This window comes from Methylorubrum sp. Q1 (assembly GCF_004683995.1).
Lineage (GTDB): Bacteria > Pseudomonadota > Alphaproteobacteria > Rhizobiales > Beijerinckiaceae > Methylobacterium.
The window spans coordinates 1-23,482 of record NZ_SRHQ01000015.1 but is presented as its reverse complement, the minus strand read 5'-3'; the positions used below and the strand labels follow the sequence as shown (position 1 = coordinate 23,482).

The window sequence follows — 23,482 nt, the reverse complement described above, 5'->3', positions numbered from 1 at the left end:
ACGTCGGTCACCGCTCGGCGCGTCATGATGCACGGGCACCGAACCGATATGAGAAGAGCCGCGCCGGGATGACCGGCGCGGCTCTTCTCGAAGGTCTCGATGATCCCGCGCGTCAGTTGACGATCACGGTGGCACCCACCTTCACGCGGGAATAGAGGTCGGTGACGTCCTCATTGGTCATGCGGATGCAGCCCGAAGACACCGCCTGCCCGATCGTGTCCGGCTCGTTGGAGCCGTGGATCCGGTATTCCGACCTGCCGATATACATCGCGCGGGCGCCGAGAGGGTTTTCGATGCCGCCGGCCATATAGCGCGGCAGATCGGGACGACGGGCGATCATCGCCGCCGGAGGCGTCCAGCCCGGCCATTCACGCTTGGCGGTGATCTTGTTCACGCCACTCCAAGTGAAGCCCGGACGCCCGACGCCGACACCGTAACGAACGGCCTGCCCGCCCGGCAGCACGTAGTAGAGACGACGCTCGGCCGTGGAGACGACAATCGTGCCCGGCGCGTAGCGGCTATTGTACTCCACGATTTCGCGGGGAATACGCGCCACCTGCGCTTGAGCGGCCTCGGCCTCTCCGTATCCCTGGCCGTAGCCTCGCGCGCTGGAGCCGCGCTGCGTGGCGTAGGGATCGTAGACAGGCCAGCCGCCCGGCGACGACTGCTCCTGATAATCGTCGCCGTCCGAGCCGAACGGATCGTAAGGGGCGGCGTTTGCAGCGCCCATCGTGAGAACACAGACGCCGACAACGCCGGCGAGAACAGATGCCAAGGTCTTCATCGCAGGTGCCTACCTGTGCAGTAATCTTTGCCATTACAAGCGTGACTGTGCTTGGTCGGTTCCACGCTGTTTACGGATTTTCCACGATTCGGCCGTGCGGCGGCTCACATCAGCTTAGCCGTAGCGATGTGGTTACTCCCGAATCGGGCACGGCCCGGCGTGACGCGTGACCCGCTTCGGGCCGTCATCCGAGCACCATGGCACTGCCACGGACGGTCGGCCGCCGATCCATCATCAGCCTGGGCCGTCGCTGCGCGTCAGGCACGGGGCGCGGAGATTGCCCGGGTCGCCGATTCGGCAAAACCTCCGGCCCGGCGCTTGCCGGCAAGGCTGTGGCGCTCCGCGAGAACTCCCATCAATAGAGCCGGCTCAACGCCCTGACTTCGTGCAGCAAAGTCGTCTCCGAACCCAATCAATCCGCGGTTCGTTTGATTTCTTCGATCGTCCCGCCTAGCCTGATCGCCTCGAAACCTGGAAGAGGTCGAAGGTATGGTCGGTTGGATCCTCGGCAAACTGAAGTGGCTTACGGTTCTCTGCGCAATCGGCGGACCGATCTTGGCTTTCGCCTGCTGGCAGGACGGCAATCGTCGGCGGGACGTGATGGCAATGGGCATCCAGACCGAGGCGACGATCGACAGCGCGACACGGGTCAAGCGCCGCCGCGACGGAACGAACTACAAGCTCGACCTGAGTTGGATGGATCGCGGCGGCCTACGGCATAAGGCCGAAGGCGTCACGATTTCGCATGCGCTGGCCGCTCAGATCATCGTCGACAACCAGTTGGCCAGCGACCGCCTGCCCATCAAATACATTGCCGGTGAAGCGGGATCACGGAGAGCGGACGACAACGTCATCATTTTGGATGACACCGCGCATCAAGAGCGGACCGACCAGGAACTCGTCTATGTCGGCATGGGTGCGGGCGTCGTCGGACTAATCGGGGCGGCGCTGTTCTTCCTGCCTTGGCGTCGTCGGCGCGACGCAGTCGCGGCCTGACGATCACCCGGCACGGCACCTCGATGCCTCAAGACCACGCGTCCCGCGTGGTCAACTGACCGGGGGCGACGGATCGCGGGCGGCGCGCTCGGCCTCGACCAGTACGTCGAAGGCGCGCCACGGCTTCGGGATGAACACCGCCCCCTCCGGCAAGGCCGTGCCGTGTTCCGGTTCGACGCCGGAGGTCACGACCAGCCGGGTGCGCGGCCAGAGGGTGGCAATGGCTCGGGCAAGCTGAAGCCCATCCATCGCCCCCGCGAGACGGATATCGGCGAAGACCAGAGCGACGTCGCCGCCTCTCTCCTGCAGGACGCTCAAGGCACGCTCGGCGCTGTCGCAGCCGATCACGCGCATCTCGGTCTCCTCCAGCACGCTCTCGGCCAGTTCGCGGGTTTCGCGCTCGTCCTCGACCACGAGGGCGATGCGGGCGTCCGGACGCTCGATCTTCGTCGGCGCGGCGCGTTCGGCGAAATCGACCCGCCGAACCAGGGCAGCGAGATGGTCGGGAATGCCCTCTGCGACGAGGTTGTCGTAGCAGGAGGCGAGCGCCTGCCCGATCTGATCGAGTTTCATGCTCGGCAGAAGCGGATCATCGGCGGGCCCCCGATGCGATCGGTCTCGAAACGTGTCGTTCAAGGCGAAACGATCCTCCCTGCGCGTCCGGGCCGCACCACAACACAACAAAGCGGGTGGGGGCCGCTCAGTTGCGTTGGAGGAAGATTTTCACCGTCGCGGGCCCGTCGCGCGGCGGGCGGCCGCACGTCTACTGAACCGCCTCTGCGTCGGCGAGCGCGACGAGGCCGGCCACGGTGCGGACGTCGCGATAGCGGTCGCCGCGGGCGTTCATCATGGCCTCGAACTTCTGGTGCACCTGCGCGACCGAGAGGCTCGCGGGCTTGCGGTGACGGCCCCGGCCGGTGGTGCCGGCAAAGAAGATCGACCGGTTGGCCCGAGCCGGGCCCGGCAGCAGGGTCGCGGCGGCGGCGGTCGGCTTGTCGACCACTCGAGACAGGAAATTCTCGGCGTCGTCCGGCCCGAGGAAGTGCGCGAGGTAGACCTCGCCGAGAGTCAGCTCGCGGCCGATCTTCAGGGCGATGCGTCCGGCGTCACGCTTCAGCATCTCGCCGGCCATGACGGCCGAGAGGTAGGGGTCGCGGCGCAGATCGAGAATGCGGGAGCGCTCGGCCTGATCCTGGATCGACGGCCGGTCGTTGCCGTCCGGGACGATCAGGCCGGCCTCCTTCTCGTATCCGTATCGGGGTCCGAAATCGCGGATCACGCCGAGCCAGGTGCGTTCGATGAACTGGAACAGGCCGGTGGCCGAAGAGGTCTTGGCCTGGACGGCGGTGATGAAGCTCGACTCCTTGTCGGCCACCGCCATGAGCAGGACCGGATCGGTCTGGACCGCCTGAGCCGCCTTCACGATCGTCTGGACGAGGTGGCGGCGGATCTTCATCGGCCCGAATTCGAGGATGTCGTTCGGGTCGCCGGTCGAGGTCTGCGAGAGCAGGAAGTCGTAGGAGACGCGGTCGACCGTGTTGGCACCGAGTTCGGTGTCGAGATCGCCTATGGGGTGGAAGCTCGCGGAGGCGGCCAGCACGCTCGACACCGGCATCTCGGGCGCGAGCGCCTGAAGGCGCGGCTTCGGCATGGCGAGGTCGGACACCTTGGTCGAGGCCTCGGCCCGGCCGAAATCAGTGCCGGCATTGAGCAGAACCGCGCTCAAGCCGCCGGCGAGCAGGGTCATGGAAAGGATGGAGCGGACCAGCGCCGTGCGGCTGCCATGGTCGCGCCCCGTCCGGGAATTGAGGGTGATGGCGTCGGAGGACGGGGTGGGACGCCCGCTCTTGCGAGGAGCGTGGGAGGAAATCTTGGTGGTCCGCGGCGATCCGATCGAACGGCCCTGCATCGTTGTCGTCGCTCACTCTTCGTGATGGCGCCAGCGGCGTGTGGGCCACACTTACGCCGCCGGATGTGGCGCAAACACGGCCGAGGTTGTGGCATCCCCAGGGCAAGCCGCGGCAATTTGCAGGCAAGCTGAGCCGTTTCACCGGCTGTCCCCGATGTTTTCCACCGGCGTTGAGGTTCACAGCCGACAAGATCGGAGGAGAATGCGGTGCGCGCCGATCCGCGTTGCACCATCGACGGAAGAAGGCCCTCGACGATGCTTCGGCCCGATCGCATCTTGGAGACGGCCCTGTACGTCGATGACTTACAGAGAGCCCATGCGTTCTATGAAACCGTCATCGGTCTCGAGCGCGTCCTGCAGTCGGAGACACTCTGGGCCTACGATGTCGGCGGGCGGAACGTGCTTCTGCTGTTCAGGCGCGGCGCATCCGTGTCACCGCAGTGCCTGCATGGCGGGTCGATCCCGCCGCATGACGGGACAGGGCCGCTGCATCTCTGTTTCGGGACGACGCAAGACGACCTGCCGGCATGGGAGGCGAAGCTCGCATCGCGGGGTATCGCCATCGAAGGGCGTGTCGCGTGGCCGAGCGGGGCGACGAGCCTCTATTGCCGAGATCCGGATGGGCACATGCTCGAACGCGCGACGCGGGGGCTATGGCCGAGCTATTGCGCGTCGCCGGTCACAGCCGCCGCAACGCCACGCTCTCGATGCGGTGGCTCGGCCCCTTGGCCAGGATCAGGCTCGCCCGCTGGCGCGTGGGCAGAATGTTGTCGCGCAGGTTCGGCAGGTTGATCGTCGTCCAGAGCCGGTCGGCGATCTCCAGCGCCTCGTTCTCGGAGACCTCGGCGTATTTGCGGAAGTAGGAGAGCGGATCGCGGAAGGCGGTCTGGCGCAGGCGCAGGAAGCGGTTGACGTACCAGCGGTGCAGGTCGTCCTCGTGCCCGTCGAGATAGATCGAGAAATCGAAGAAGTCGGAAACGAAGGGGATCGCGGTGCCGTCCAGCGGCAGGCGTGCCGGCTGGAGGACGTTCAGGCCCTCGACGATGAGAATATCGGGCGATTCGATCACCTGCTCCTCGCCCGGCACCACATCGTAGACGAGGTGGGAATAGACCGGGGCGGAGACCCGTTTGTGGCCGGCTTTGATGTCGGCGAGGAAGCGCAGCAGGGCGGCGCTGTCGTAGCTTTCGGGAAAGCCCTTGCGCTCCATCGCGCCCATGCGCTGCAATTCGGCGTTGGGGTGGAGGAAGCCGTCGGTCGTGATGAGATCGACCTTCGGGGTGTTGGGCCAGCGGGCGAGCAGCGCCTTCAGCACCCGCGCCGTGGTCGATTTGCCGACCGCCACCGAGCCCGCAAGGCCGATGATATAGGGCACCTTGTGGTCGTGCTCGGCGAGCAGGAAGCGCTGCGTCGCCTTGAACAGCCCCTGCGTCGCCGCGACGTAGAGCGAGAGCAGGCGCGAGAGCGGCAGGTAGATCGCCACGACCTCCTCGATCGAGATCGGATCGTTGAGGGATTGCAGCCGGCCGATATCCTCGGCGCTCAGCGTCAGTGGGGCGTCGGCGCGCAATTGCGCCCATTCGTCCCGCGAAAAGATCCGATAGGGCGAGAGACGGCCCGGCCCGTGGCCGGTGACCGGATTCTGGCGCTCCTCCGGTTCGATCCCCGCCGACGGGATCGGAGCGCCGATCATGTGTGCCTCCGCGCCGCCTTCTCGGCGAGACCGCTCTGAGCGGTGCGCCGACCCAGTTCCGCCATCACGTCGTCGAGCGGCACGCCCGCCGCCTTCAAGGTCACGACGAGATGGTAGAGCACGTCCGCCGCTTCCGAGACGAGCGCCTTGGGGTCGCCCTGCACGGCCGCGATGACGGCCTCGACCGCCTCCTCGCCGAGCTTCTTGGCGGCCTTGGCCGGCCCCTCGGAGAGCAGCTTGGCGGTGTAGGATGTCTCGGGGGGCGTGCCGGCGCGGCTGTCCACGAGGGCGGCGAGGTCGTCGAGGCTGAACTTCGTCATAAGGCGCGCAAGCGGAAACCGTATCATGCGGCATCGCATGATCGGATACCGGCACCCCGAACCCTGCGCAGGCTCAGCCCCCCGGTCAAGGGGCGCGGGCATCGGCGCAGCGGATACCCGTTACGGATCGAGCCGCATCGCAAGTCCGGCGGCGGCCATATGGGTCTTGGCCTCGCCGACCGTGTGCTGGCCGAAGTGGAAGATCGAGGCCGCCAGCACCGCGCTCGCGCCGCCGTCACGGACGCCCGCCACGAGGTCGTCGAGCCCGCCGACACCGCCGGAGGCGATCACCGGCACCCTCACCGCATCGGCGATGGCACGGGTGAGCGCGAGGTCGTAGCCGGAGCGGGTGCCGTCCTTGTCCATGGAGGTGACGAGGAGTTCGCCCGCGCCCCGCTCGGAGACCGTGCGGGCGAATTCGACCGCATCGATCCCGGTCGGGTTGCGCCCGCCATGGGTGAAGATCTCCCAGCGCGCGGCCTCGTCCGGACCGGAGACCCGCTTGGCATCGATCGCGACCACGATGCACTGGCTGCCGAACTTCTCCGCCGCCTCGGCGACGAAATCGGGGTTCTTCACGGCGGCTGTGTTGATGCCGACCTTGTCGGCGCCCGCGAGCAGGAGCGTGCGCACGTCGGCCACGGTTCGCACCCCGCCGCCGACGGTGAGCGGCATGAAGCAGGCTTCCGCCGTGCGGCTCACCACGTCGAGCAGGGTGCCGCGCGCCTCGTGGCTCGCGGTGATGTCGAGGAAGCAGAGTTCGTCGGCGCCGGCCGCATCGTAGGCCTTGGCCGATTCGACCGGATCGCCGGCATCGCGCAGTTCGAGGAACTGCACGCCCTTCACGACGCGCCCGTCCTTCACGTCGAGGCAGGGGATGATGCGGGTCTTGAGCACGCGTGAATGCCTTCAGGCTGTCGGGGCCGGCGGTCGGACGACGCTCATGCCGCGCCCCCCTTGGCACGGGCGATGGCGGCGAGCGCTTCCTTCGGGTCGATCCGTCCGTCGTAGAGGGCGCGGCCGGTGATGGCGCCGGCCAGCACGGCGCAGTCCGGCTCCAGCAGCCGCTCGACGTCGGCGATCGAGGCAAGGCCGCCCGAGGCGATCACCGGGATGCTGACGGCCGAGGCCAGCGCCAGCGTCATCTCGATGTTGAGGCCCTTGAGGATGCCGTCGCGGGCGATGTCGGTGTAGATGATGGCGGCGACACCCGCATCCTCGAAGCGTTGCCCGAGCTCTTCCGCGGTCATGCTGGAGGTCTGGGCCCAGCCCTCCACCGCCACGCGCCCGTCCTTGGCGTCGATGCCGACGGCGATGCGCCCCGGATGGCGACGGGCCGCCTCGCGAACGAAGGCGGGGTCGCGCACGGCCGCGGTGCCGATGATGACGCGGCTCACGCCCTTTTCCAGCCAGCCTTCGAGGGTGCGCATCTCGCGCACGCCGCCGCCGAGCTGCACCGGCAGGCTCACCCGCGCCAGGATCGCATCGACCGCCGCGGCGTTGCGGGGCTCCCCGGCGAAGGCACCGTCGAGATCGACCACGTGGAGCCAGGAGAACCCCTGAGACTCGAAGGCCGCCCCTTGCGCGGCAGGGTCGTCGTTGAAGACCTTGGCCTGGGCCATGTCGCCTTGAACGAGGCGGACGCAGCGCCCTTCCTTGAGGTCGATGGCCGGATACAGGATCACGCGTCAACTCGCGAATACGATGTGTCGGACAAAGGCGGCCTTCAGGGGCGCCAGCGCAGGAAGTTGCCGAGGAGCGCGAGACCGAGGTGCTGGCTCTTCTCGGGGTGGAACTGGGTGCCGACCATGTTGTCGTGCGCGACCATGGCCGTGACCGGCCCGCCATACTCGGCATGGGCGATCACGTCCGCCGGCTCGGCAGCCTTCAGCGCGAAGCTGTGGACGAAATAGGCGTGCAACCCGCCCTCCCCGATCGCGATGTCGCGCAGCAGGGCGTGCTCGCGGTCGAGATGCAGGGTGTTCCAGCCCATATGCGGGATCTTGAGCGCCGGGTCGGCCGGCTCGATCGGGGCGACATCGCCCGGAATCCAGTTCAGGCCCGCGGTCTCCTCGTATTCGAGGCCGCGGCTCGCCATGAGCTGCATGCCGACGCAGATGCCGAGGAACGGCTTGCCCTGCGCCCTGACGGCCTCGGTCATGGCCTCGACCATGCCGGGCACCGCATCGAGGCCGCGGCGGCAATCGGCATAGGCGCCGACGCCGGGCAGCACCACACGGTCGGCAGCGGCCACGGCTTCCGGCACGTCGGTGACGACGATGCGGGTGCCGTCGAGCCCGGCCTCGCGCGCCGCGCGCTCGAACGCCTTCGCCGCCGAATGGAGATTGCCCGATCCGTAATCGATGATCGCGACGGTCTGCTCGCTCACCGTCCACCCTCGCTCGCGGGGAAAAGCCCGATCACCGCATCATCGCCGCGGCGATGGGTCGGGCGGCTGACGGCCGTCGCGGCGAAACCCGGCGCGGCGACGCCCGGAACCGACGCGGCATCGAGCCAGCGGGCGGCGGCCTTCAGTTCGGCCTCCTCCTGCGAGCCGGCCATCACCGCGTCCTGGGCCGGCTTGCCCCGGCGGCCATAGGTCCAGCGGCGCAGGCTCGACGCCTCCATGCCGATCAGCAGGCTCACCAGCACCGTGACGATCAGCGCCGCGAAGGGCGAGAGGCCGAGCGCCCGGCCCGCGAGCGCAAGCCCGACGAGCCCCACCAGCACGAGGAGCGAGGCGAGCCAGAGACGGTGGCGCAGGAACCACAGCACCGTGAAGGCGAAGGCGCTCCAAGAGAAGCCGTCGCGCACGAGATGCGCCTGTTCCAGCGCCCGCGGGTCACCCCGAACCGAGCCCTCGGGAACGTGCAGCGTGTAGGTCCGCATCCTCGCTCCTCCTCAAATGGTCTCAGAGCGATCCCTTGGTGGAGGGAACGCGGCCATCCTCACGCGGGTCGATGGCGACGGCCTTGCGCAAGCTCCGGGCCAGCCCCTTGAAGACGCTCTCGGCAATATGGTGCGCGTTCTCGCCGTAGAGAGTCTCGACGTGCAGCGTGATGCCGGCATTCATCGCGAAGGCCTGGAAGAACTCCCGCACCAGTTCGGTGTCGAACTGGCCGATCTTCTCGACGCGGAAGCTCGTGCGGAACACGAGGAACGGACGGCCGGAAATGTCGATCGCGATGCGGCTCAGCGTCTCGTCCATCGGCAGGTGGATGTCGGCGTAGCGGGCGATGCCGCGCTTGTCGCCGAGCGCCTGAGCCACCGCCTGGCCCAGCGCGATGCCGGTATCCTCGGTGGTGTGATGCTGATCGACGTGCAGGTCGCCGGCGACCTTGATCGTCACGTCGAACAGGCCGTGCCGGGCGAACAGCTCCAGCATGTGATCGAGAAAGCCGACGCCGGTCGCGATCGCGGCCTTGCCGGTGCCGTCGAGATCGATCGAGACGGACACGTCGGTCTCCGCCGTGCGGCGGCTGATGCTGGCTGTACGCATCGGATACGGGCGTCTGATCCTGAAAACGGGCAGCGGGCCTTCAGCGGCCGGCCGGGCCTGCCTTGTAGTGTGGTTTTGCCCGGCGGGGGAAGGGTCTTGAAGGGTCTTGCTTTAGGGTCCTGGCGGCGATCCCGCGTGAGCCGCCCCGCGAAGCCGCTCGGCGTCATCCGCTGGTCATGCCGGCGCGCCAGCCTGCCGGGGTCACCGATGCCGAGAAGCCGCATGCTGTCCCGCCGTTCCGTCCTCGCCGCCAGCGCCGCGCTCCTTGCTGCCCGAGCGGGAGCCGCCGACGGGCCGCTGCGCTTCGGCGTGATCGCCGATCCGCAATATGCCGAGGCGCCGCCCAACCTGACGCTCGGCCGCTACTACGCCAACAGCCTCGATAAGATGCGGGCCGCGGTCGCGGCCCTGAATGGGGAGGAGCTGCGCTTCGTCGTGACGCTGGGCGACATAATCGACCGCGACGTGGCGAGCTACGACCGCATCCTGCCGATCTACCGGACGCTGCGCCACGAGACCCGGTTCCTGCTCGGCAACCACGATTTCGACGTGGCGTCCGAACAGCGCGGGCGGGTGCCGGGCCTGCTCGGCATGGAGGGCCCGTACTACGATTTCGTGGTGGCCGGCCTCCGCTTCATCGTGCTCGATGGCAACGACGTCTCGCTGTTCGCCCCGCCACCGGACGATCCGCGCCGGACGCTGGCGGCGGAGCGCCTGGAGCAGGCCAAGGCGGAGGGGCTCGTCAACGCCAAGCCCTGGAACGGATCCCTCAGCGAGTCGCAGTTCGCGTGGCTGGAGCGAAGGCTGGCGGCGGCGCGGATCGCCGGCGAGCGGGTCGTCGTGCTCAACCACTACCCCGTCGCGCCCGAGAACCCGCACAACCTTTGGGATGCCGGACGGCTCACGGGACTGCTGGCGAGGCAGCCACACGTTATCGCCTATTTCAACGGTCACAATCATGCGGGCAACTACGCCGAGCGCGACGGAATCCACTACGTCAACTTCCACGGCATGGTAGACACGCCGGACAGCTCGGCCTTCGCCGTGGTGGAGATCGCGGGTGACCGCCTGGAGATCCGCGGGTTCGGCCGCGAGCCGAACCGCTCACTGACCCTCAAGACCGCCTGAGGACGCCCGGGCTCCGACGGCTCGGAGCACCAGCCATGCGTTTCCTCGCCGCCGCCATTCTCGTGTCACTTACGGCCTCGCCTGCCCTCGCGGCCTTCCCCTGCGACGAGCTGTGGGGCGAGCGCAACGCGATCTACAAGGATGCCGGCTACTGCTTCCGCACCGAGCGCGCGATTCGCGCCTTCGGCAATTCCGGCTGCAAGTACGACGCACTGGCCGACGTGCCGCTCTCCGCCCGCCAGCGCGCCGACATCGCCGACATCCAGCGCCAGGAACGCGACAACGGCTGCGCGCGCTGATTTTTTTTGCAGGCGCTCTCCATGACGGCGAGCGCCTGCCTCTCTCCGCATACTGGGAGAGGCGGACGCGTCACTGATTGATGTGACGGTCCGCCCCGAAGCAGCCGTCAGCCGTTCAGCACGCGCCCGGCGACCGCATCGAGCTTGGCCAGCAGCGCCGGGTCGCGGTGTGAGGGCGCCGTCATGATCGCGCCGTCGAGCGCCCGGTGCGAGCCCGCCGGGCACTCCTCGCGCTCGGCCGGAAAATCGCAGGCGACGCGGGAGACGAGCTGGGCCGCCTTGTCGGCGTTGGCGCGGGCGACGGCGACCACAGAGGCCACGTCCACGCTGTCGTGGCTCGGGTGCCAGCAATCGTAATCCGTCACCATGGCGATGGTCGCGTAGGTGATCTCGGCCTCGCGGGCGAGCTTGGCCTCGGGCATGTTGGTCATGCCGATGACGTCGAAATTCGCCGCCTTGTAGTGCTTCGACTCGGCCATGGAAGAGAATTGCGGCCCCTCCATGCAGACGTAGGTGCCGCCCTTGTGAACCGTGATGCCCTCGGCTTCCGCCGCGGCGGCGATGCGCCGCTGCAGCAGCGGCCCGACGGGGTGGGCGAAGGGCACGTGAGCGACACAGCCATTGCCGAAGAACGAGGTCGCGCGCCCGAAGGTGCGGTCGATGAACTGATCGACCAGCACGAACAGGCCGGGATGCAACTCGTTGCGGAATGAGCCGCAGGCCGAGAGCGAAACGATGTCGGTGACACCGGCCCGCTTCAGCACGTCGATGTTGGCGCGGTAGTTGATGCCGGTGGGCGAGAAACGGTGGCCGCGCCCGTGCCGGGCCAGGAACACCACCTTGGTCCCACCGATGCGGCCGATCCGCAGCGCGTCGGAGGGCTCGCCCCAGGGCGACGTGATCGCCTCCTCGCGGACATCCTCCAGGCCGGGCAGGTCGTAGACGCCCGAGCCGCCGATCACGCCGAGAACCGCTGCCGTCATGCAAAAATCCCTTGTGTGTAGAACGTGGCCAAGGCCGGAAGGCACGCGGCGCATCTGCTGCGCGTAAAGCGTCGTAAGTCCCGGCGATGACGGTTTGAATGCGCCCGAATCGGTTCGTCCGGCGCTGCGGAACCTTTACCGTAGGCGTTCCCCCACACGCAAACGGGCCCGCGAGGGGCCCGTTCGTCGGTTCGATCGTGGGAGCTTTCGCTCAGTAGGTCTTGTGCAGCTCGGGCTGGAGGCCGTGAACTTCGCCCCCGACCTTCTTCCAGACCTGCTTTTTCACGTAGAACAGCAGACCCGCCAGAACGAAGAGGAACAGGATCACCCGAAGGCCCAGGGACTTGCGGGCCATCATGTGCGGCTCGGCCGCCCAGGCCATGAAGGCCGCCACGTCGTGCGAGTACTGCTCGACCGTCTCCGGCACGACAGGCTCGCCCTTGTCGTTCTTCGGGTAGGTGATCTGCCCTTCGCTCAGCGGGTTCGGCATCGCGATCACGTGGCCGGGATAGTACTTATTGTAGTAGCCGCTGTCCGGCATCGTGAAGCCCTTCGGGGCGTCCTCGTAGCCGGTCAGGAGCGCGTGGATGTAATCGACGCCCTGCTCGGAATAGCCGGTGAAGGGCAGCGCATCGAACACGAACAGCGGGAAGCCGCGCTCGTAGGTGCGAGCCTTGGCCAGAACCGAGAAGTCCGGCGGCGCCTTGCCGCCATTGGCCGCGGCGGCGGCCTTGTCGTTCGGGAAGGGCGACGGGAAGCGATCGGCCGGACGGGCCGGGCGCTCCTTCTCGGCACCGGAATCGTCGAGTTCCTTGACGCTGTAGGTCTCGGCGAGCGCCTTGACCTGCCCTTCCGTGAAGCCGGGTCCGCCCGGCTCCGCGAGGTTGCGGAAGGCGACCAGCCGCATGGAGTGACAGCTCGCGCAGACTTCCTTGTAGACTTGGAAGCCGCGCTGGAGCTGCGCCTGGTCGAAGCGGCCGAACATGCCGGCGAAGCTCCACTTCTCCCGCGGCGGGTTGGTGCCGTGTCCGTCATCGGCCAGAGCCGAGCCGGCACCGAGGGAGGCCGCGAGCAGGGTCGCGGCGGCGAGGCGTGCGATGCGCATCGTTGTTCTCTCCCTCGGGCCTTAGGCGCGCTTGGCCGGTTCGGCCGCAGCACCCGCGGGCATGCCGGATCCGCTCACCTGCTTGCCCAGACCGGTCACGGTCTCGAGAATCGAGCCCGGCAGGCGGTCAGGCGTCTCGAACAGGCCGACCAGCGGCATGACGATGAGGAAGTGGGCGAAGTAGTAGATGGTGCAGATCCGCGAGGCGAGGACGTAGCCGCCCTCCGGGGGCTTCGCGCCGAGCCAGCCGAGGATGATGGCGTTGACGAGGAAGACCCAGAAGAACACCCGGTAGACCGGACGGTAGTTGCAGGAGCGGACCCGCGAGGTGTCGAGCCAGGGCGCGAAGGCCAGGATCAGCACCGCGCCGAACATCAGGATCACGCCGCCGAGCTTATCCGGCACCGCACGCAGGATCGCGTAGAAGGGCAGGAAGTACCATTCCGGCACGATGTGCGCGGGCGTCACCGACGGGTTGGCCGGGACGTAGTTGTCGGCGTGGCCGAGATAGTTCGGCTGGTAGAAGATGAACCATGCGAACAGGATCATGAACACCACCACCGCGAACACGTCCTTGATGGTCGCGTAGGGGGTGAAGGGCACGGCGTCCTTGCTCGACTTGATCGGGATGCCGGCCGGGTTGTTCTGGCCCGTGACGTGCAGCGCCCAGACGTGGAGCACGACGACGCCCGCGATCATCCACGGCAGCAGGAAGTGCAGCGAGAAGAAGCGGTTGATGGTCGGGTTGCCGACCGAGTAGCCGCCCCAGAGCAGGCTCTGGATCGTGTCGCCGACGACCGGGATCGCCGCCAGGATGTTGGTGATGACGGTGGCGCCCCAGAAGCTCATCTGGCCCCACGGCAGGGTGTAGCCGAGGAAGGCGGTGGCCATCATCAAGAGGTAGATGATGACGCCAAGGAGGTAGAGCACCTCGCGCGGGGCCTTGTACGACCCGTAATAGAGGTTGCGGAAGATGTGGACGTAGACCGCCACGAAGAACATCGACGCGCCGTTGGCGTGCGCGTAGCGCAAGAGCCAGCCGTAATTCACGTCGCGCATGATGTGTTCGACGCTCTCGAACGCGTTGCTCGCATTCGGATCGTAATGCATCGCCAGCCAGACGCCGGTGATGATCTGGATGCCGAGGAAGGCGATCAGGATCGCGCCGAAGGTCCAGAAGTAGTTGAGGTTACGCGGAACCGGGAAGGCGACGAAGGACGAGTGCACCAGCCCGACCAGCGGCAGCCGTGACTCGAACCACTTCGCGAGGCGGCTCTTGGGTACGTAGGTCGAGGTCGCGTGTGCGCTGCTCATCGGTTTGCCCGCTCCGGCTTCTCGTGTCCTGTTGTCAGGCGACCGCCTTGCCGCCTTCTTCGCCGATCTTGATCTTGGTATCGGACTCGAAGGCGTAGGGCGGAATCGGCAGGTTGGTCGGCGCCGGGCCGCGGCGCACGCGGCCGACGGCGTCGAACTGCGAACCGTGGCAGGGGCAGGACCAGCCCTCGTAATTGCCGGAATGGCCGATCGGCACGCAGCCGAGATGGGTGCAGTTGCCGTAGGCCACGAGCCAGCGATCGTGGCCGGACTTGACGCGGGCGTCGAAGGCGGCCGGGTCGATCATCTCGGAGAGCGGCACGGCCTTCATGTCCGTGACTTCCTTCTCCGTGAGCTTGCGCACGAAGATCAGCTTGCCGCGCCAGAACACGTTGACGATCTGGCCCTCCTGGATCGGGCTGAGATCGACATCGAGCGGCGCACCGGCCGCGACGGTCGCCGCATCGGGCGCCATGGAGGCCACGAACGGCCACGCCACCGCGCCGGCCCCGACAGCCAATCCCGCGCCTGTCGCGAGGAAGAGGAAATCTCGCTTGGTGCCCTGAGGCCCTTCGTCCGCCAAGGTGGTCCTCCCGTCAGCCGCCGCGCCGAGCCTCTCCGGGCAGCGCTCCGGCGATTTCGCCCGCGCGCACCTTGAAGGCTTTCAAATTCAAAGTCTGACGCAACGGCAGACACCATTGCGCCGGGGCAATCAATGCGACCGTGGGTCACCGGATTACCGTTTGGTTCGCGCGGCTCTGTGACATGTCAGATGCGAACATGTCTAGACTGCTGCGCTTGAGCGCTGTGCAGTGCCGCAACGTTCGCTACCGATCGTTACCCCGGTACACCATCCGGGCGTTTCGGCCTCCGTCGGAGCCCGCCCCGGACGGCCGCCCATGGCCGATGCGCAAGGTCGCCGACCGCAGAGCGATCGCTCTGCATTCTTTTCTCCGGCCTCGGGCGCCGGCGTCCGCCTCCGCGGCCTCAGGCTGCCGCTCCGCTCGATGCCTTGCAGGACCGAAGCCCTGAAAAGCCCGCTCCGCGCCGCACTCTTCGCGCGGCGAAGCCGCCCAAGCGGCTTCGGGCGCTTGCACCGCCGAAGAGCACGGGCGTAAACGACGCGTCTTGAGGAGTTTTTCGATGACCGACCGCCAGCCCGGCTTCAACACCCTCGCGATCCACGCCGGCGCGAGCCCCGACCCCGCCACGGGCGCGCGGGCAACGCCGATCTATCAGACGACGAGCTTCGTCTTCGACGACGTGGACCACGCCGCCTCATTGTTCGGGCTCCAGGCCTTCGGCAACATCTACACCCGCATCACCAACCCGACGAACGCGGTGCTGGAGGAGCGCATCGCCGCGCTCGAAGGCGGCACCGCCGCGCTCGCCGTCGCCTCGGGCCACGCCGCCGAATTCCTGACCCTGCACGCGCTGATGCGGCCGGGCGACGAGTTCATCGCGGCCAACAAGCTCTACGGCGGCTCGATCAACCAGTTCAACCACTCTTACAAGAACTTCGGCTGGCAGGTGGTTTGGGCGGACACCGACGATCCGGATTCGTTCGAGCGCGCCATCACCCCGCGCACCAAGGCGATCTTCTGTGAGAGCATCGCCAACCCGGGCGGGGTCATCACCGACATCGCCGCCCTCTCGGTGATCGCCAAGCGTCACAACATCCCGCTCATCGTCGACAACACGATGGCGACGCCGTACCTGATCAAGCCGTTCGAGCACGGCGCCGACATCGTCGTGCATTCGGCCACCAAGTTCCTCGGCGGCCACGGCAATTCCATCGGTGGCCTCATCGTCGATGGCGGTACGTTCCCGTGGCAGGGCGATGCGCGCTATCCGATGCTGTCGGAGCCGCGGCCGGAATATGCCGGGATGGTGCTGGCCGAAACCTTCGGCAATTTCGGCTTCGCCATCGCCGTGCGCGTGCTGAGCCTGCGCGATCTCGGGCCGTCGCTGTCGCCGTTCAACGCCTTCCTGATCCTCAACGGCATCGAGACCCTGCCGCTCCGGATGCAGCGCCACTCCGACAACGCCCTAAAGGTGGCGACCTTCCTCAAGGACCACGCTGACGTCGATTGGGTGAGCTATCCCGGCCTCACGAGCGACCGCTACCACGCGCTCGCGCAGCGCTACACGCCCAAGGGCGCGGGTGCCGTATTCACCTTCGGCCTCAAGGGCGGCTACGAGGCCGGCGTGAAACTGGTCTCGAATCTCCAGCTCTTCAGCCATCTCGCTAATATCGGCGACACCCGCTCGCTGGTGATCCACCCGGCCTCGACCACGCACCGCCAGCTCACGGACGAGCAGAAGCGGGCGGCAGGCGCCGGCCCCGAGGTCGTGCGCCTCTCGATCGGCATCGAGGATGCGCAGGATCTCATCGACGATCTCGACGACGCCCTGCGGGCGTGAGCCTCAGCCCTTGCGGGACAGCGTCAGCGCGTCCCGCAGGTCGTGCCCGTCGGTGAGGAGCAGGCCCTCACGGCGCATCCGCGCCAGCAGCGCCCGGTCGGGAAAGCCGCGGTAGGGCAGCACCGGACCGGCTCGACCCGCCGGCATCGTCCCCTCGGCGGCGATCTCGCCGAGCACGCGATCGACCAGGAGGCGACCGTGCTCGTGCAGGCGCACGGCCGCGCGTGTGGCCGTTGTGCCGTCGGGCAGCGCGACCGCTTCCTGGGCCAGGATCGCCCCGGCATCGATCGCGGGCGCGAGGCGGTGAACGGTGACGCCGAACTCCGCCTTCCCGTCCGCCAACGCGTGAATCGTCGGCACGGGGCCGCGATGGAGCGGCAGCAGGCTCGGGTGGAGGTTGATCCCGCCGAGCCGCGCCCGCGCGAGCGTCGCTGCGGACAGAATTTGGTCGAAGTGGAAGGTGACGATCAGGTCGGGCGCGTGCGCTGCGAAGGCCTGAGCCACCTCCTCGCCGTTCACGTCGTCGACGCGCAAGGCCGGGATATCGAACTGGCGGCAGAGGGCGGCGAGCGGCGTCGCCTCGGGCGTCGCGCGACTGCCGGCGAGGCGCTGCGTCAGGGGTGAGAGCGGGCGCAGCAGGTCCGGCAGCCCGAAATTCACGCCGAGATAGGGCAGGAAGCCGGGGCCGGACCGGGCGAGATGCCGCCGGATCTGACCGACGAGCCCGCCGGTTGCCGGCCGCTCGGCGTTGGAGAGGCCGACGAAGGCGATCGCCGCCGCGTGATCCGCCACGAAGCGACGCACGGCGCGGGCGTTCGGCAGCGCCTCCAGCGCGAACAGGGCGATCCGGAGGGACGGCATCAGCGCCGCGGCCGGTTGCGGAAGCGGAAGCCGCTGAGACCCGCGCTACGCAGCCATTCGGGCACCAACAGCGCGCCGCGGGCGAGCGCGGCGAGGATCGCCGGGAAGGCGATGACGTCCTGGTCGCGCTCCAACCCGCGGGCGATGCGGGCGGCGGCTTCGTCCGCCGTCATTTCCAGGGGGCGCCAACCCTTGATGACCCCGCCCATCGGCGTCTTGACGTAGCCCGGCGTCACCACGCTGAGGCGCACGCCCAGAGGCTTCAGCTTCTGGCGGAGCGCGAGGCCGTGGGCGAGGAGCGCCGCCTTGGCGCCGCTATAGGCCGGGGCGTCGGGCAGCGGCGCGTAGGCCGCCAGCGAGGAGATCAGCGCGATCTGCCCCCGGCCGCGCCCGCTCATCAGGGTCACGCAGGGCAGCATCACGTTGAGCGCCCCGGTCAGGTTGATGTCCGCCGTCTCGAAGGCCGTCGCCTCGGTCTCCAGGCCGCCGGACGGATGCCCGCCGTTCACCGCGGCGTTGACGATGACGAGATCGAGCGGTGTCGCCGCATCGGTCTCACGGAGCCAGGCGCCGACCGCCTCCCGCTCGCGCACGTCGATCAGCCGCGTCAGAACCTCGGCTCCGCGCGTCCGGCACTCCTGCGCCACCGCGTCCAGCCGCTCCCGATCGCGGCCCGTGAGCACGAGGCTCGCACCGGTCTCGGCGTAGAAGCGCGCGAGGGCTGCGCCGATGCCGCTGGAGGCACCGGTGATCAGGATGACGGGCAAGGAGAGGGGTCTTTCCGCTGAGGAGCCGGGTCGTGACCGTGTCGAAGGCCGGCGATCAATAGGCGGGGGAGAGGCTTTCGTCGCGCCCGGCCTGCTCCAGCGTGTCGCGGGCGGCCGCCAGCGCGGCAGGCGGAAGCGCCGCCTCGAGACGCGGCACGGCGCCGGCCACGGCCCGCTCGATCGCCGAGCGGGAGAAGTAGCCGCCGTTGATCTGGGTGCGGTGCATGACGACCCGGAAGAAATCCTGCATCAGCGCCGCGTCGGGTCCCTGCGGGGCACTCCAGAAGGTGTCGATGTCGCCCTGATGGGTCAGGCCCGGCAGGTTGTACACCGCCGAGCCGAAGGCCAGCGTCGGCCGTCCGCGCTCGAGGGCGAGCATCCCGACGGTGGAGTTCACCAGCACGACGCCGCGGCTGCCGTCGATGAGCTTGGGCAGGTCGCCGCCGTCGATGAAGTCGAGCCGGTCGTTGCAGCCGTGGCGCTTGGCCGATTGGCGGGCGCGCTTGCGCCAGTTCATGATGCCGCTGTCGAGCGGGTGCAGCTTCACCAGAAGCCGCGTCGGCGCCTGCGAATGCTTGGCGAAGGAGGCGATCACCCGGTCCATGAAGCCCTCGACGCCGAGGAACGGCGAGTGGACGCGGATCTGGTAGTCGCTGTCGAGCTGGAGCGGCAGCAGGAAGTAATCGGCGTTGATCGCGTGGTAGATCTCGTTCACCCGCGCCGCCTCGCGGCGGGTGCGGCGGCGGCGCACGAACTTCCGGATCCAGCCGGCATATTCGGCAGCGATGTGGTTCGGCCGGTGGGTGCGAAAGCCCGGATAGAGGTAGGGAAAGCCGATATTGGCGATGTTGAAGCCGATATCCCACAGGCTGCGCCGGCCCATGTCTCCGGTGAGCGGCATGGCCCGTCCGGGCTGCGGCAGCTTGCGGGCGAGTTCCCGGATCTCCTCCGCCCGCTTCGGCAGGGTCGAGTTGCCGTTCACCCCGCCGGCCTCGCAGGTGATCCAGTAGGGCCGGATGTAGCCCTCCTCGAACACATGGATGCGCACGCCCATCGGCTTGGCGACGAGCACCGCCGCCTGATGATAGGGCCGGCAATCGCCGAACAGCACGATGTCGGTGACGGCGTGCGTGCGGATATAGGCTTCGAGATAGGCGTCCCAGCCGTCGCGCTTGCCGCGGTAGTGGTCGGCGGGAAAGGGCCAGAACAACCAGTCGCCGGCCGAGAAATTGATGCGGCGAACCCCGTGGCCGCGCTCGCGCAGGGCGCTGCCGAGGACCGAGAAGAACGGGGAGGCGATCCCCTGCAGGAACAGGAAGGTGGCGGCGCGGGGGCCTATGGCATGGGCACGAGGCTGCGTCATTCCCAGGCGCTCAATCCCTAGTCGTGAAGCGGTGTGCGTTGCGTCATCTGGCCGAACGCCTCTCACGACAGCCCCGCGAACGACAACCGCTGCGCGAGGCGACCGGGAGAATTTGCAGCCTCCGTTGCCGATCGATCACGCCACGACTGTGACGATCGGTCGAGGCACCTCTCGCGCCAGATTGCGGCTCCGTTGTGTCCGGTGCCAATCCATCCCCGGAAAAGTGCGTTCTTCACAGCCGTGGCCGAAGCGCGCCGTACCGACGGTGCCGGCGCATAGGAAGTTGCAGCCCATGCTCGGACCGGCCTGGGCCCAGGACGAGGCTTGGGCTATGGAGCAGGCCCCGCCATGATCGACCGGCCATGACCGACCTGCGCCCCATCGAGCCGCACGGCGATACCGGGCTGCCCCGCTCCTACCTGCCGCTCGGCCGGACGGTCCGGCTTCTGCGCGCGCAGATCGAGGCGGCAACGGGCGCGTCGCTGACCTTCCGCTCACCCGGCCCGCCGGCTTTGTGGTCTGCGGCGGCGGACGGCAAAGCGGTTCTGCGGGTCGCGCCGGGCCCACTGCTCAGCCCCTACGATTCGCCCGACAGCGGCCTTTCGAGCCTTCGGCTCAGCTATGCCGGCCGGCCCGTCGGGGGCGAGCCCCCCTCCCCGGACTTCGGCGACCTTCTTCGCGCGCGCGGCCTTGCCGGCTCCAACCGGTTCGCCGGCTCGCTTCCGGATGGAGCAGCCGATCCCTTCTTGAGTCAGACGCGGCCTGCCCTCGCCCTGATCGACCCGCAAACCGCCGCGTCGGGCGCGGCCCTGCAAACCTTCCTGACGCGGCTTCTCGCCGAGAATCCGGGGACGCGCTTCGTCGCCGCCGGGCCCGACGGATGCCCGCGCAATGGCACGCCGACCGATCCCCGGCTGACCGTGATCGCGGACCCAGCCGATCCCTGGCTGCTGTTTCCCCTCGCGGCACACATCCACGTGGCGCGTTGGGATGCGGCCTGCGAACCGGCGCTGGCCGGCTTCGAGACCCATTGCCCCGACCCTGCGGCGGGTCCGCGCCCAGCGGATGCGGCGGCGTTCCTGGCGCTCCGTTACGGCATCGGCGTGCACGGCTTCGATCCGTGGACGCGCCGGCCGATCCCGCTCGCGGATGCGGTGGAGCGCGTGGCGTGGCTGCGCGACCGCTTCCTCGGCAACGACCGCCGCGTCGTCCTCGTCGGCGTATCCGGCTGGAAGCGGGCCGCGCTCGATGTCTTCGCCACCGGGCCGGCGGGACCACCACTCCACACCATGATCGCGGACGAGGCGGTGGCGCTCGCCCGCTCGCAGGACGGCCGGGTCCAGGCCTGGGCGACCCGCTGCCCGGAGCAGCTCCCGCGCCTCTGTGCGGAAGCCGGCTTGCCCTTCGCGCGGATCGAGGACGGCTTCCTGCGCTCGGTCGGGCTCGGCGCCAGCCTGGAGCCGGGTGCCTCCATCGTCGTGGACGACCTCGGCATCTATTACGACCCGCGGGTGGAGAGCCGGCTGGCCCGCACCCTGAAGGAGGCCGAATTCCCGCCCGGCCTGACTGCCCGCGCCGCCGCCTTGCGCGAATCGATCGTGGCGCGGCGCCTGAGCAAGTACAATGTCGGCCTCGAAGGTGTCGGCGAGGACTGGCCCACGGACCGGCGGATCGTGCTGGTACCGGGCCAGGTCGAGGACGACGCCTCGGTGTTGACCGGTTCGCCCAAGGTGCGCGGCAACCTCGCCCTTCTGCAGGCCGCCCGCGCCCGCAACCCGGACGCCTTCCTGCTCTACAAGCCGCATCCCGACGTCGAGGCCGGGTTCCGTCCCGGCGCGATCCCGGAGGAGGAAGTGCGGCCGCTCGCGGACCGTGTCGTCGGCGGCCTCTCCATCGTCGACCTGCTCGACCGCTGCCACCATGTCGAGACCATGACCTCGCTGGCGGGCTTCGAGGCGCTGATCCGCGGGCTGAGCGTGGCGGTCCACGGCCGCCCCTTCTATGCCGGCTGGGGGCTGACCGAGGATCTGGCGCCGGGGGCCGACCGCGGCCGCACATTGTCCCTCGACGCCCTGGTGGCCGGTGCGCTGATCCTCTACCCGCTCTATCTCGATCCGGTGGCGATGAAACCGTGCACGCCCGAGCAACTGCTCGACCGGCTCAGCGAGGCCCGAGCCGCCGCGCCGCCCTCGCGTCTCGCCCTCGGCGCGGTCCGTCACGCGACGATGCGGCTGCGCTATGCCCTGATCAATCCGGTCATACGCCGCCTGCGCGCCCGCCGCGGCGTGCGCAGCGAATCCGGCCGCTGAGACAGGCATGAGCCTCGCGACCTATTTTGTGCCCCTCGCGGTCGCGGTCACCGGCGCCTTCGCCATCGAGGCGGCGGCCTCGCCGCAGCGCCCGAGCCTCCGGCCCGGCGATCTGGCGATCCGAGCCGCCGGCTACGCGCTGATCACGCTGTTCTGGTTCCAGTTCTCGTGGCGGCCCTGGCTCGCGGCCTCCTCGTGCCTGCTGACGCTCGCCATCCTCTCGGTGGTGGACCGCCTGAAGCGCCGGGTGATCGGTGAGCCGGTGGTGTTCAGCGACCTCGCGCTGCTCGCGCAGGTGCCGCGCCACCCGCAGCTCTACTACACCCTGCCGATCACCGATCTGCGGATCGCCGGGCCACTGCTGCTCGCTGTCTGTGTCGTCGTCGCTTGGTATGTTCTGGAACCCGCCGCCTTGCCGAGCGGGACGGGGGCATCCATCCTCGCGATCCTCGGCCTGCCGGCGGCGCTGGCGGCGCTGGCGCTCGCGGGCCTGACGCCGCTCGGGCAGAGGGCCCTGCGCCACATCTTCCCGCACCCGGACCTCGCCCGCGACGTCGCTCGCTACGGGCTCGTCGCGACGATGATGGGCTACGCCCTGCGCCGCCTCGGCGAGGACGATGCGCGGCCGGTGCCGGTGCGTGGTGAAGGCAGTCCCGATGACGAGGTCGTCGTGGTCGTCCAGCTCGAATCCTTCCTCGATCCGGCACGTCTGGGCGGTCCGGACCTCCCGGCGATGGCGCGGATCCGGGCGCTGGCGGCGCAGTACGGTCGCCTCGCGGTACCCGCGCACGGCGCCTACACCATGCGTTCCGAGCACGCCGTCCTCACCGGCCTCGACCCGGAAAGCCTCGGCTTCGGCCGCTACGACCCCTACCTCGCGCGCAAGGGTGAGGAGCCGACCAGCCTCGCCCGCCTCGCCCGCGCCGCCGGGTTCGAGACTGTGTTCGTGCACCCCTTCCACCGCGACTTCTTTGACCGGGCTCGGGTGTTTCAGCGCCTCGGCTTCGAGCGCCTCGTCATGGAGGAGGATTTCGCCGGCGCACGTCGGATCGGCCCCTATATCGGCGACGTCGCCGTCGCCGACCGCATTCTGGCGGAGGTGGCGCTGGGCCAGGGGCGGGCGAAGGACCGCACGTTCGTCTTCTCCGTCACGATGGAGAATCACGGACCCTGGAAGCCGGGCCGGCTCTCCGCCATCGACGCGCCGCTGGCGCAGTACCTCCACCACGTCGCCCATACCGGCCAAGCGATCGAGCGGCTGATCGACGGGCTCGCCGGTCGGCGGGCGACCCTCTGCGTGTTCGGCGACCATGCGCCCTCGCTGCCGGACCTCCGTCCGCCGGAATCCGGCCCGATGGCGACGGATTACGCCCTGTTCCGTTTCGGCCGGGACGGCAGCCCGGCCCCCGCCCGGATCGATCTCACCGCGGCACAGCTCGGCTGTGTCCTGCGGGACGCCGTCACCCCGAAACGTTCAGGATTTGGGGGATAAGCGTAGCCGTGCCACGGTGGTGACGCATTGCTGCGTGAGCCCTCGCCGGCCGTCGGCGCATCGTACGCGTCAGTCAAGCATCAGGCCGGGGCCCGTATTCAATGGATCGCAGTGACTGCGTGACGATCGGAAAGGGGACGGACGTGGCGTTACGCCCCGCCTCGACCCGGATGGAGACTCCGATGAAGTGCGCTGCGGCCCTGGCGATCCTTGCCGCCTGCCTCGCCCTGCCGGGC

General features: G+C 68.7%; 24 protein-coding genes. 7 read left to right on the top strand and 17 right to left on the bottom strand.

The genetic code is table 11. From position 1 onward, the window contains the following. Positions 1-112: 112 nt before the first annotated feature. Positions 113-784: a L,D-transpeptidase gene (locus E4V01_RS15250; RefSeq protein ID WP_060770005.1), complete on the bottom strand. Its 672-nt coding sequence runs from the start codon at positions 782-784 to the stop codon at positions 113-115. Positions 785-1,273: 489 nt separating this feature from the next. On the opposite strand from E4V01_RS15250, the gene E4V01_RS15240 reads away from it, so the two are divergent. Continuing rightward, complete coding sequence (locus tag E4V01_RS15240) at positions 1,274-1,780, top strand: hypothetical protein (RefSeq protein WP_135298919.1); 507 nt, start codon at positions 1,274-1,276, stop codon at positions 1,778-1,780. A 51-nt stretch (positions 1,781-1,831) separates the two neighbouring features. On the opposite strand, the gene E4V01_RS15235 is transcribed toward E4V01_RS15240, so the two are convergent. Beyond that, positions 1,832-2,353, bottom strand: coding sequence for a response regulator (locus E4V01_RS15235; protein ID WP_135298918.1), 522 nt, complete (start codon positions 2,351-2,353; stop codon positions 1,832-1,834). 190 nt (positions 2,354-2,543) lie between these two features. Further along, positions 2,544-3,689 carry a transglycosylase SLT domain-containing protein gene (locus tag E4V01_RS15230; RefSeq protein WP_060770002.1) on the bottom strand — a complete coding sequence of 382 codons (1,146 nt, stop codon included), beginning with the start codon at positions 3,687-3,689 and terminating at the stop codon, positions 2,544-2,546. Between the two features lie 255 nt (positions 3,690-3,944). Between E4V01_RS15230 and E4V01_RS15225 the strand changes: the two genes are divergently transcribed. After that, positions 3,945-4,481 (top strand): VOC family protein, encoded by a 537-nt coding sequence (locus E4V01_RS15225; protein WP_135298997.1) that lies wholly within the window; start codon positions 3,945-3,947, stop codon positions 4,479-4,481. On the opposite strand, the gene coaA is transcribed toward E4V01_RS15225, so the two are convergent. The 7 genes from coaA to hisB form a co-directional block, all read right to left on the bottom strand. Then, positions 4,369-5,382: a type I pantothenate kinase gene (gene coaA / locus E4V01_RS15220; RefSeq protein WP_060770000.1), complete on the bottom strand. Its 1,014-nt coding sequence runs from the start codon at positions 5,380-5,382 to the stop codon at positions 4,369-4,371. The genes E4V01_RS15225 and coaA overlap by 113 nt on opposite strands. After that, positions 5,379-5,702 (bottom strand): phosphoribosyl-ATP diphosphatase, encoded by a 324-nt coding sequence (locus E4V01_RS15215; RefSeq protein WP_012752879.1) that lies wholly within the window; start codon positions 5,700-5,702, stop codon positions 5,379-5,381. The genes coaA and E4V01_RS15215 overlap by 4 nt, the downstream gene beginning before the upstream one ends. A gap of 120 nt (positions 5,703-5,822) precedes the next feature. Further along, positions 5,823-6,599 carry an imidazole glycerol phosphate synthase subunit HisF gene (gene hisF, locus E4V01_RS15210; protein ID WP_135298917.1) on the bottom strand — a complete coding sequence of 259 codons (777 nt, stop codon included), beginning with the start codon at positions 6,597-6,599 and terminating at the stop codon, positions 5,823-5,825. Between the two features lie 44 nt (positions 6,600-6,643). Further along, positions 6,644-7,387: a 1-(5-phosphoribosyl)-5-[(5-phosphoribosylamino)methylideneamino]imidazole-4-carboxamide isomerase gene (gene hisA, locus E4V01_RS15205; protein WP_060769998.1), complete on the bottom strand. Its 744-nt coding sequence runs from the start codon at positions 7,385-7,387 to the stop codon at positions 6,644-6,646. A 41-nt stretch (positions 7,388-7,428) separates the two neighbouring features. Then, positions 7,429-8,091 (bottom strand): imidazole glycerol phosphate synthase subunit HisH, encoded by a 663-nt coding sequence (hisH, locus tag E4V01_RS15200; RefSeq protein WP_135298916.1) that lies wholly within the window; start codon positions 8,089-8,091, stop codon positions 7,429-7,431. Next, positions 8,088-8,591 carry a DUF2628 domain-containing protein gene (locus E4V01_RS15195; RefSeq protein WP_135298915.1) on the bottom strand — a complete coding sequence of 168 codons (504 nt, stop codon included), beginning with the start codon at positions 8,589-8,591 and terminating at the stop codon, positions 8,088-8,090. The genes hisH and E4V01_RS15195 overlap by 4 nt, the downstream gene beginning before the upstream one ends. A 22-nt stretch (positions 8,592-8,613) precedes the next feature. Continuing rightward, the gene (hisB, locus tag E4V01_RS15190) at positions 8,614-9,201 is read right to left on the bottom strand and encodes an imidazoleglycerol-phosphate dehydratase HisB (protein WP_060769995.1); all 588 of its coding nucleotides are present in this window, start codon (positions 9,199-9,201) and stop codon (positions 8,614-8,616) included. A 222-nt stretch (positions 9,202-9,423) separates the two neighbouring features. On the opposite strand from hisB, the gene E4V01_RS15185 reads away from it, so the two are divergent. Next, complete coding sequence (locus E4V01_RS15185) at positions 9,424-10,329, top strand: metallophosphoesterase (protein ID WP_135298914.1); 906 nt, start codon at positions 9,424-9,426, stop codon at positions 10,327-10,329. Positions 10,330-10,364: 35 nt separating this feature from the next. Then, on the top strand, positions 10,365-10,628 hold the full coding sequence (locus E4V01_RS15180; RefSeq protein ID WP_135298913.1) for a YARHG domain-containing protein: 264 nt from the start codon (positions 10,365-10,367) through the stop codon (positions 10,626-10,628). Positions 10,629-10,735: 107 nt separating this feature from the next. Here E4V01_RS15180 and E4V01_RS15175 read toward each other — a convergent pair whose 3' ends face one another. The 4 genes from E4V01_RS15175 to petA all read right to left on the bottom strand — a co-directional run bounded on the left by E4V01_RS15175 (position 10,736) and on the right by petA (position 14,613). After that, entirely contained in the window at positions 10,736-11,611 is an 876-nt protein-coding gene (locus E4V01_RS15175) for an S-methyl-5'-thioadenosine phosphorylase (protein ID WP_135298912.1), read from the bottom strand. A gap of 211 nt (positions 11,612-11,822) precedes the next feature. Beyond that, positions 11,823-12,716, bottom strand: coding sequence for a cytochrome c1 (locus tag E4V01_RS15170; RefSeq protein WP_060769991.1), 894 nt, complete (start codon positions 12,714-12,716; stop codon positions 11,823-11,825). Positions 12,717-12,737: 21 nt separating this feature from the next. Next, entirely contained in the window at positions 12,738-14,030 is a 1,293-nt protein-coding gene (locus tag E4V01_RS15165; protein ID WP_135298911.1) for a cytochrome b N-terminal domain-containing protein, read from the bottom strand. Between the two features lie 34 nt (positions 14,031-14,064). Next, positions 14,065-14,613: a ubiquinol-cytochrome c reductase iron-sulfur subunit gene (gene petA / locus E4V01_RS15160; protein WP_135298910.1), complete on the bottom strand. Its 549-nt coding sequence runs from the start codon at positions 14,611-14,613 to the stop codon at positions 14,065-14,067. A 560-nt stretch (positions 14,614-15,173) separates the two neighbouring features. On the opposite strand from petA, the gene E4V01_RS15155 reads away from it, so the two are divergent. Continuing rightward, the gene (locus E4V01_RS15155) at positions 15,174-16,454 is read left to right on the top strand and encodes an O-acetylhomoserine aminocarboxypropyltransferase (protein WP_135298909.1); all 1,281 of its coding nucleotides are present in this window, start codon (positions 15,174-15,176) and stop codon (positions 16,452-16,454) included. Positions 16,455-16,457: 3 nt separating this feature from the next. Here E4V01_RS15155 and E4V01_RS15150 read toward each other — a convergent pair whose 3' ends face one another. Genes E4V01_RS15150 through E4V01_RS15140 form a run of 3 tightly spaced genes read right to left on the bottom strand, consistent with a single transcriptional unit; the run spans position 16,458 to position 19,445 of the window. Next, positions 16,458-17,315 carry a methionyl-tRNA formyltransferase gene (locus tag E4V01_RS15150; RefSeq protein ID WP_135298908.1) on the bottom strand — a complete coding sequence of 286 codons (858 nt, stop codon included), beginning with the start codon at positions 17,313-17,315 and terminating at the stop codon, positions 16,458-16,460. After that, on the bottom strand, positions 17,315-18,082 hold the full coding sequence (locus E4V01_RS15145) for an SDR family oxidoreductase (RefSeq protein WP_135298907.1): 768 nt from the start codon (positions 18,080-18,082) through the stop codon (positions 17,315-17,317). Before E4V01_RS15145 ends, E4V01_RS15150 begins: the two co-directional genes overlap by 1 nt. A 55-nt stretch (positions 18,083-18,137) precedes the next feature. Then, entirely contained in the window at positions 18,138-19,445 is a 1,308-nt protein-coding gene (locus tag E4V01_RS15140) for a capsule biosynthesis protein (RefSeq protein ID WP_135298906.1), read from the bottom strand. A gap of 362 nt (positions 19,446-19,807) precedes the next feature. On the opposite strand from E4V01_RS15140, the gene E4V01_RS15135 reads away from it, so the two are divergent. Together E4V01_RS15135 and E4V01_RS15130 are read left to right on the top strand one after the other, a co-directional pair. Beyond that, positions 19,808-21,754, top strand: coding sequence for a capsular biosynthesis protein (locus E4V01_RS15135; RefSeq protein ID WP_135298905.1), 1,947 nt, complete (start codon positions 19,808-19,810; stop codon positions 21,752-21,754). A gap of 7 nt (positions 21,755-21,761) precedes the next feature. Continuing rightward, on the top strand, positions 21,762-23,246 hold the full coding sequence (locus tag E4V01_RS15130; protein WP_135298904.1) for an LTA synthase family protein: 1,485 nt from the start codon (positions 21,762-21,764) through the stop codon (positions 23,244-23,246). Positions 23,247-23,482: the final 236 nt, after the last annotated feature.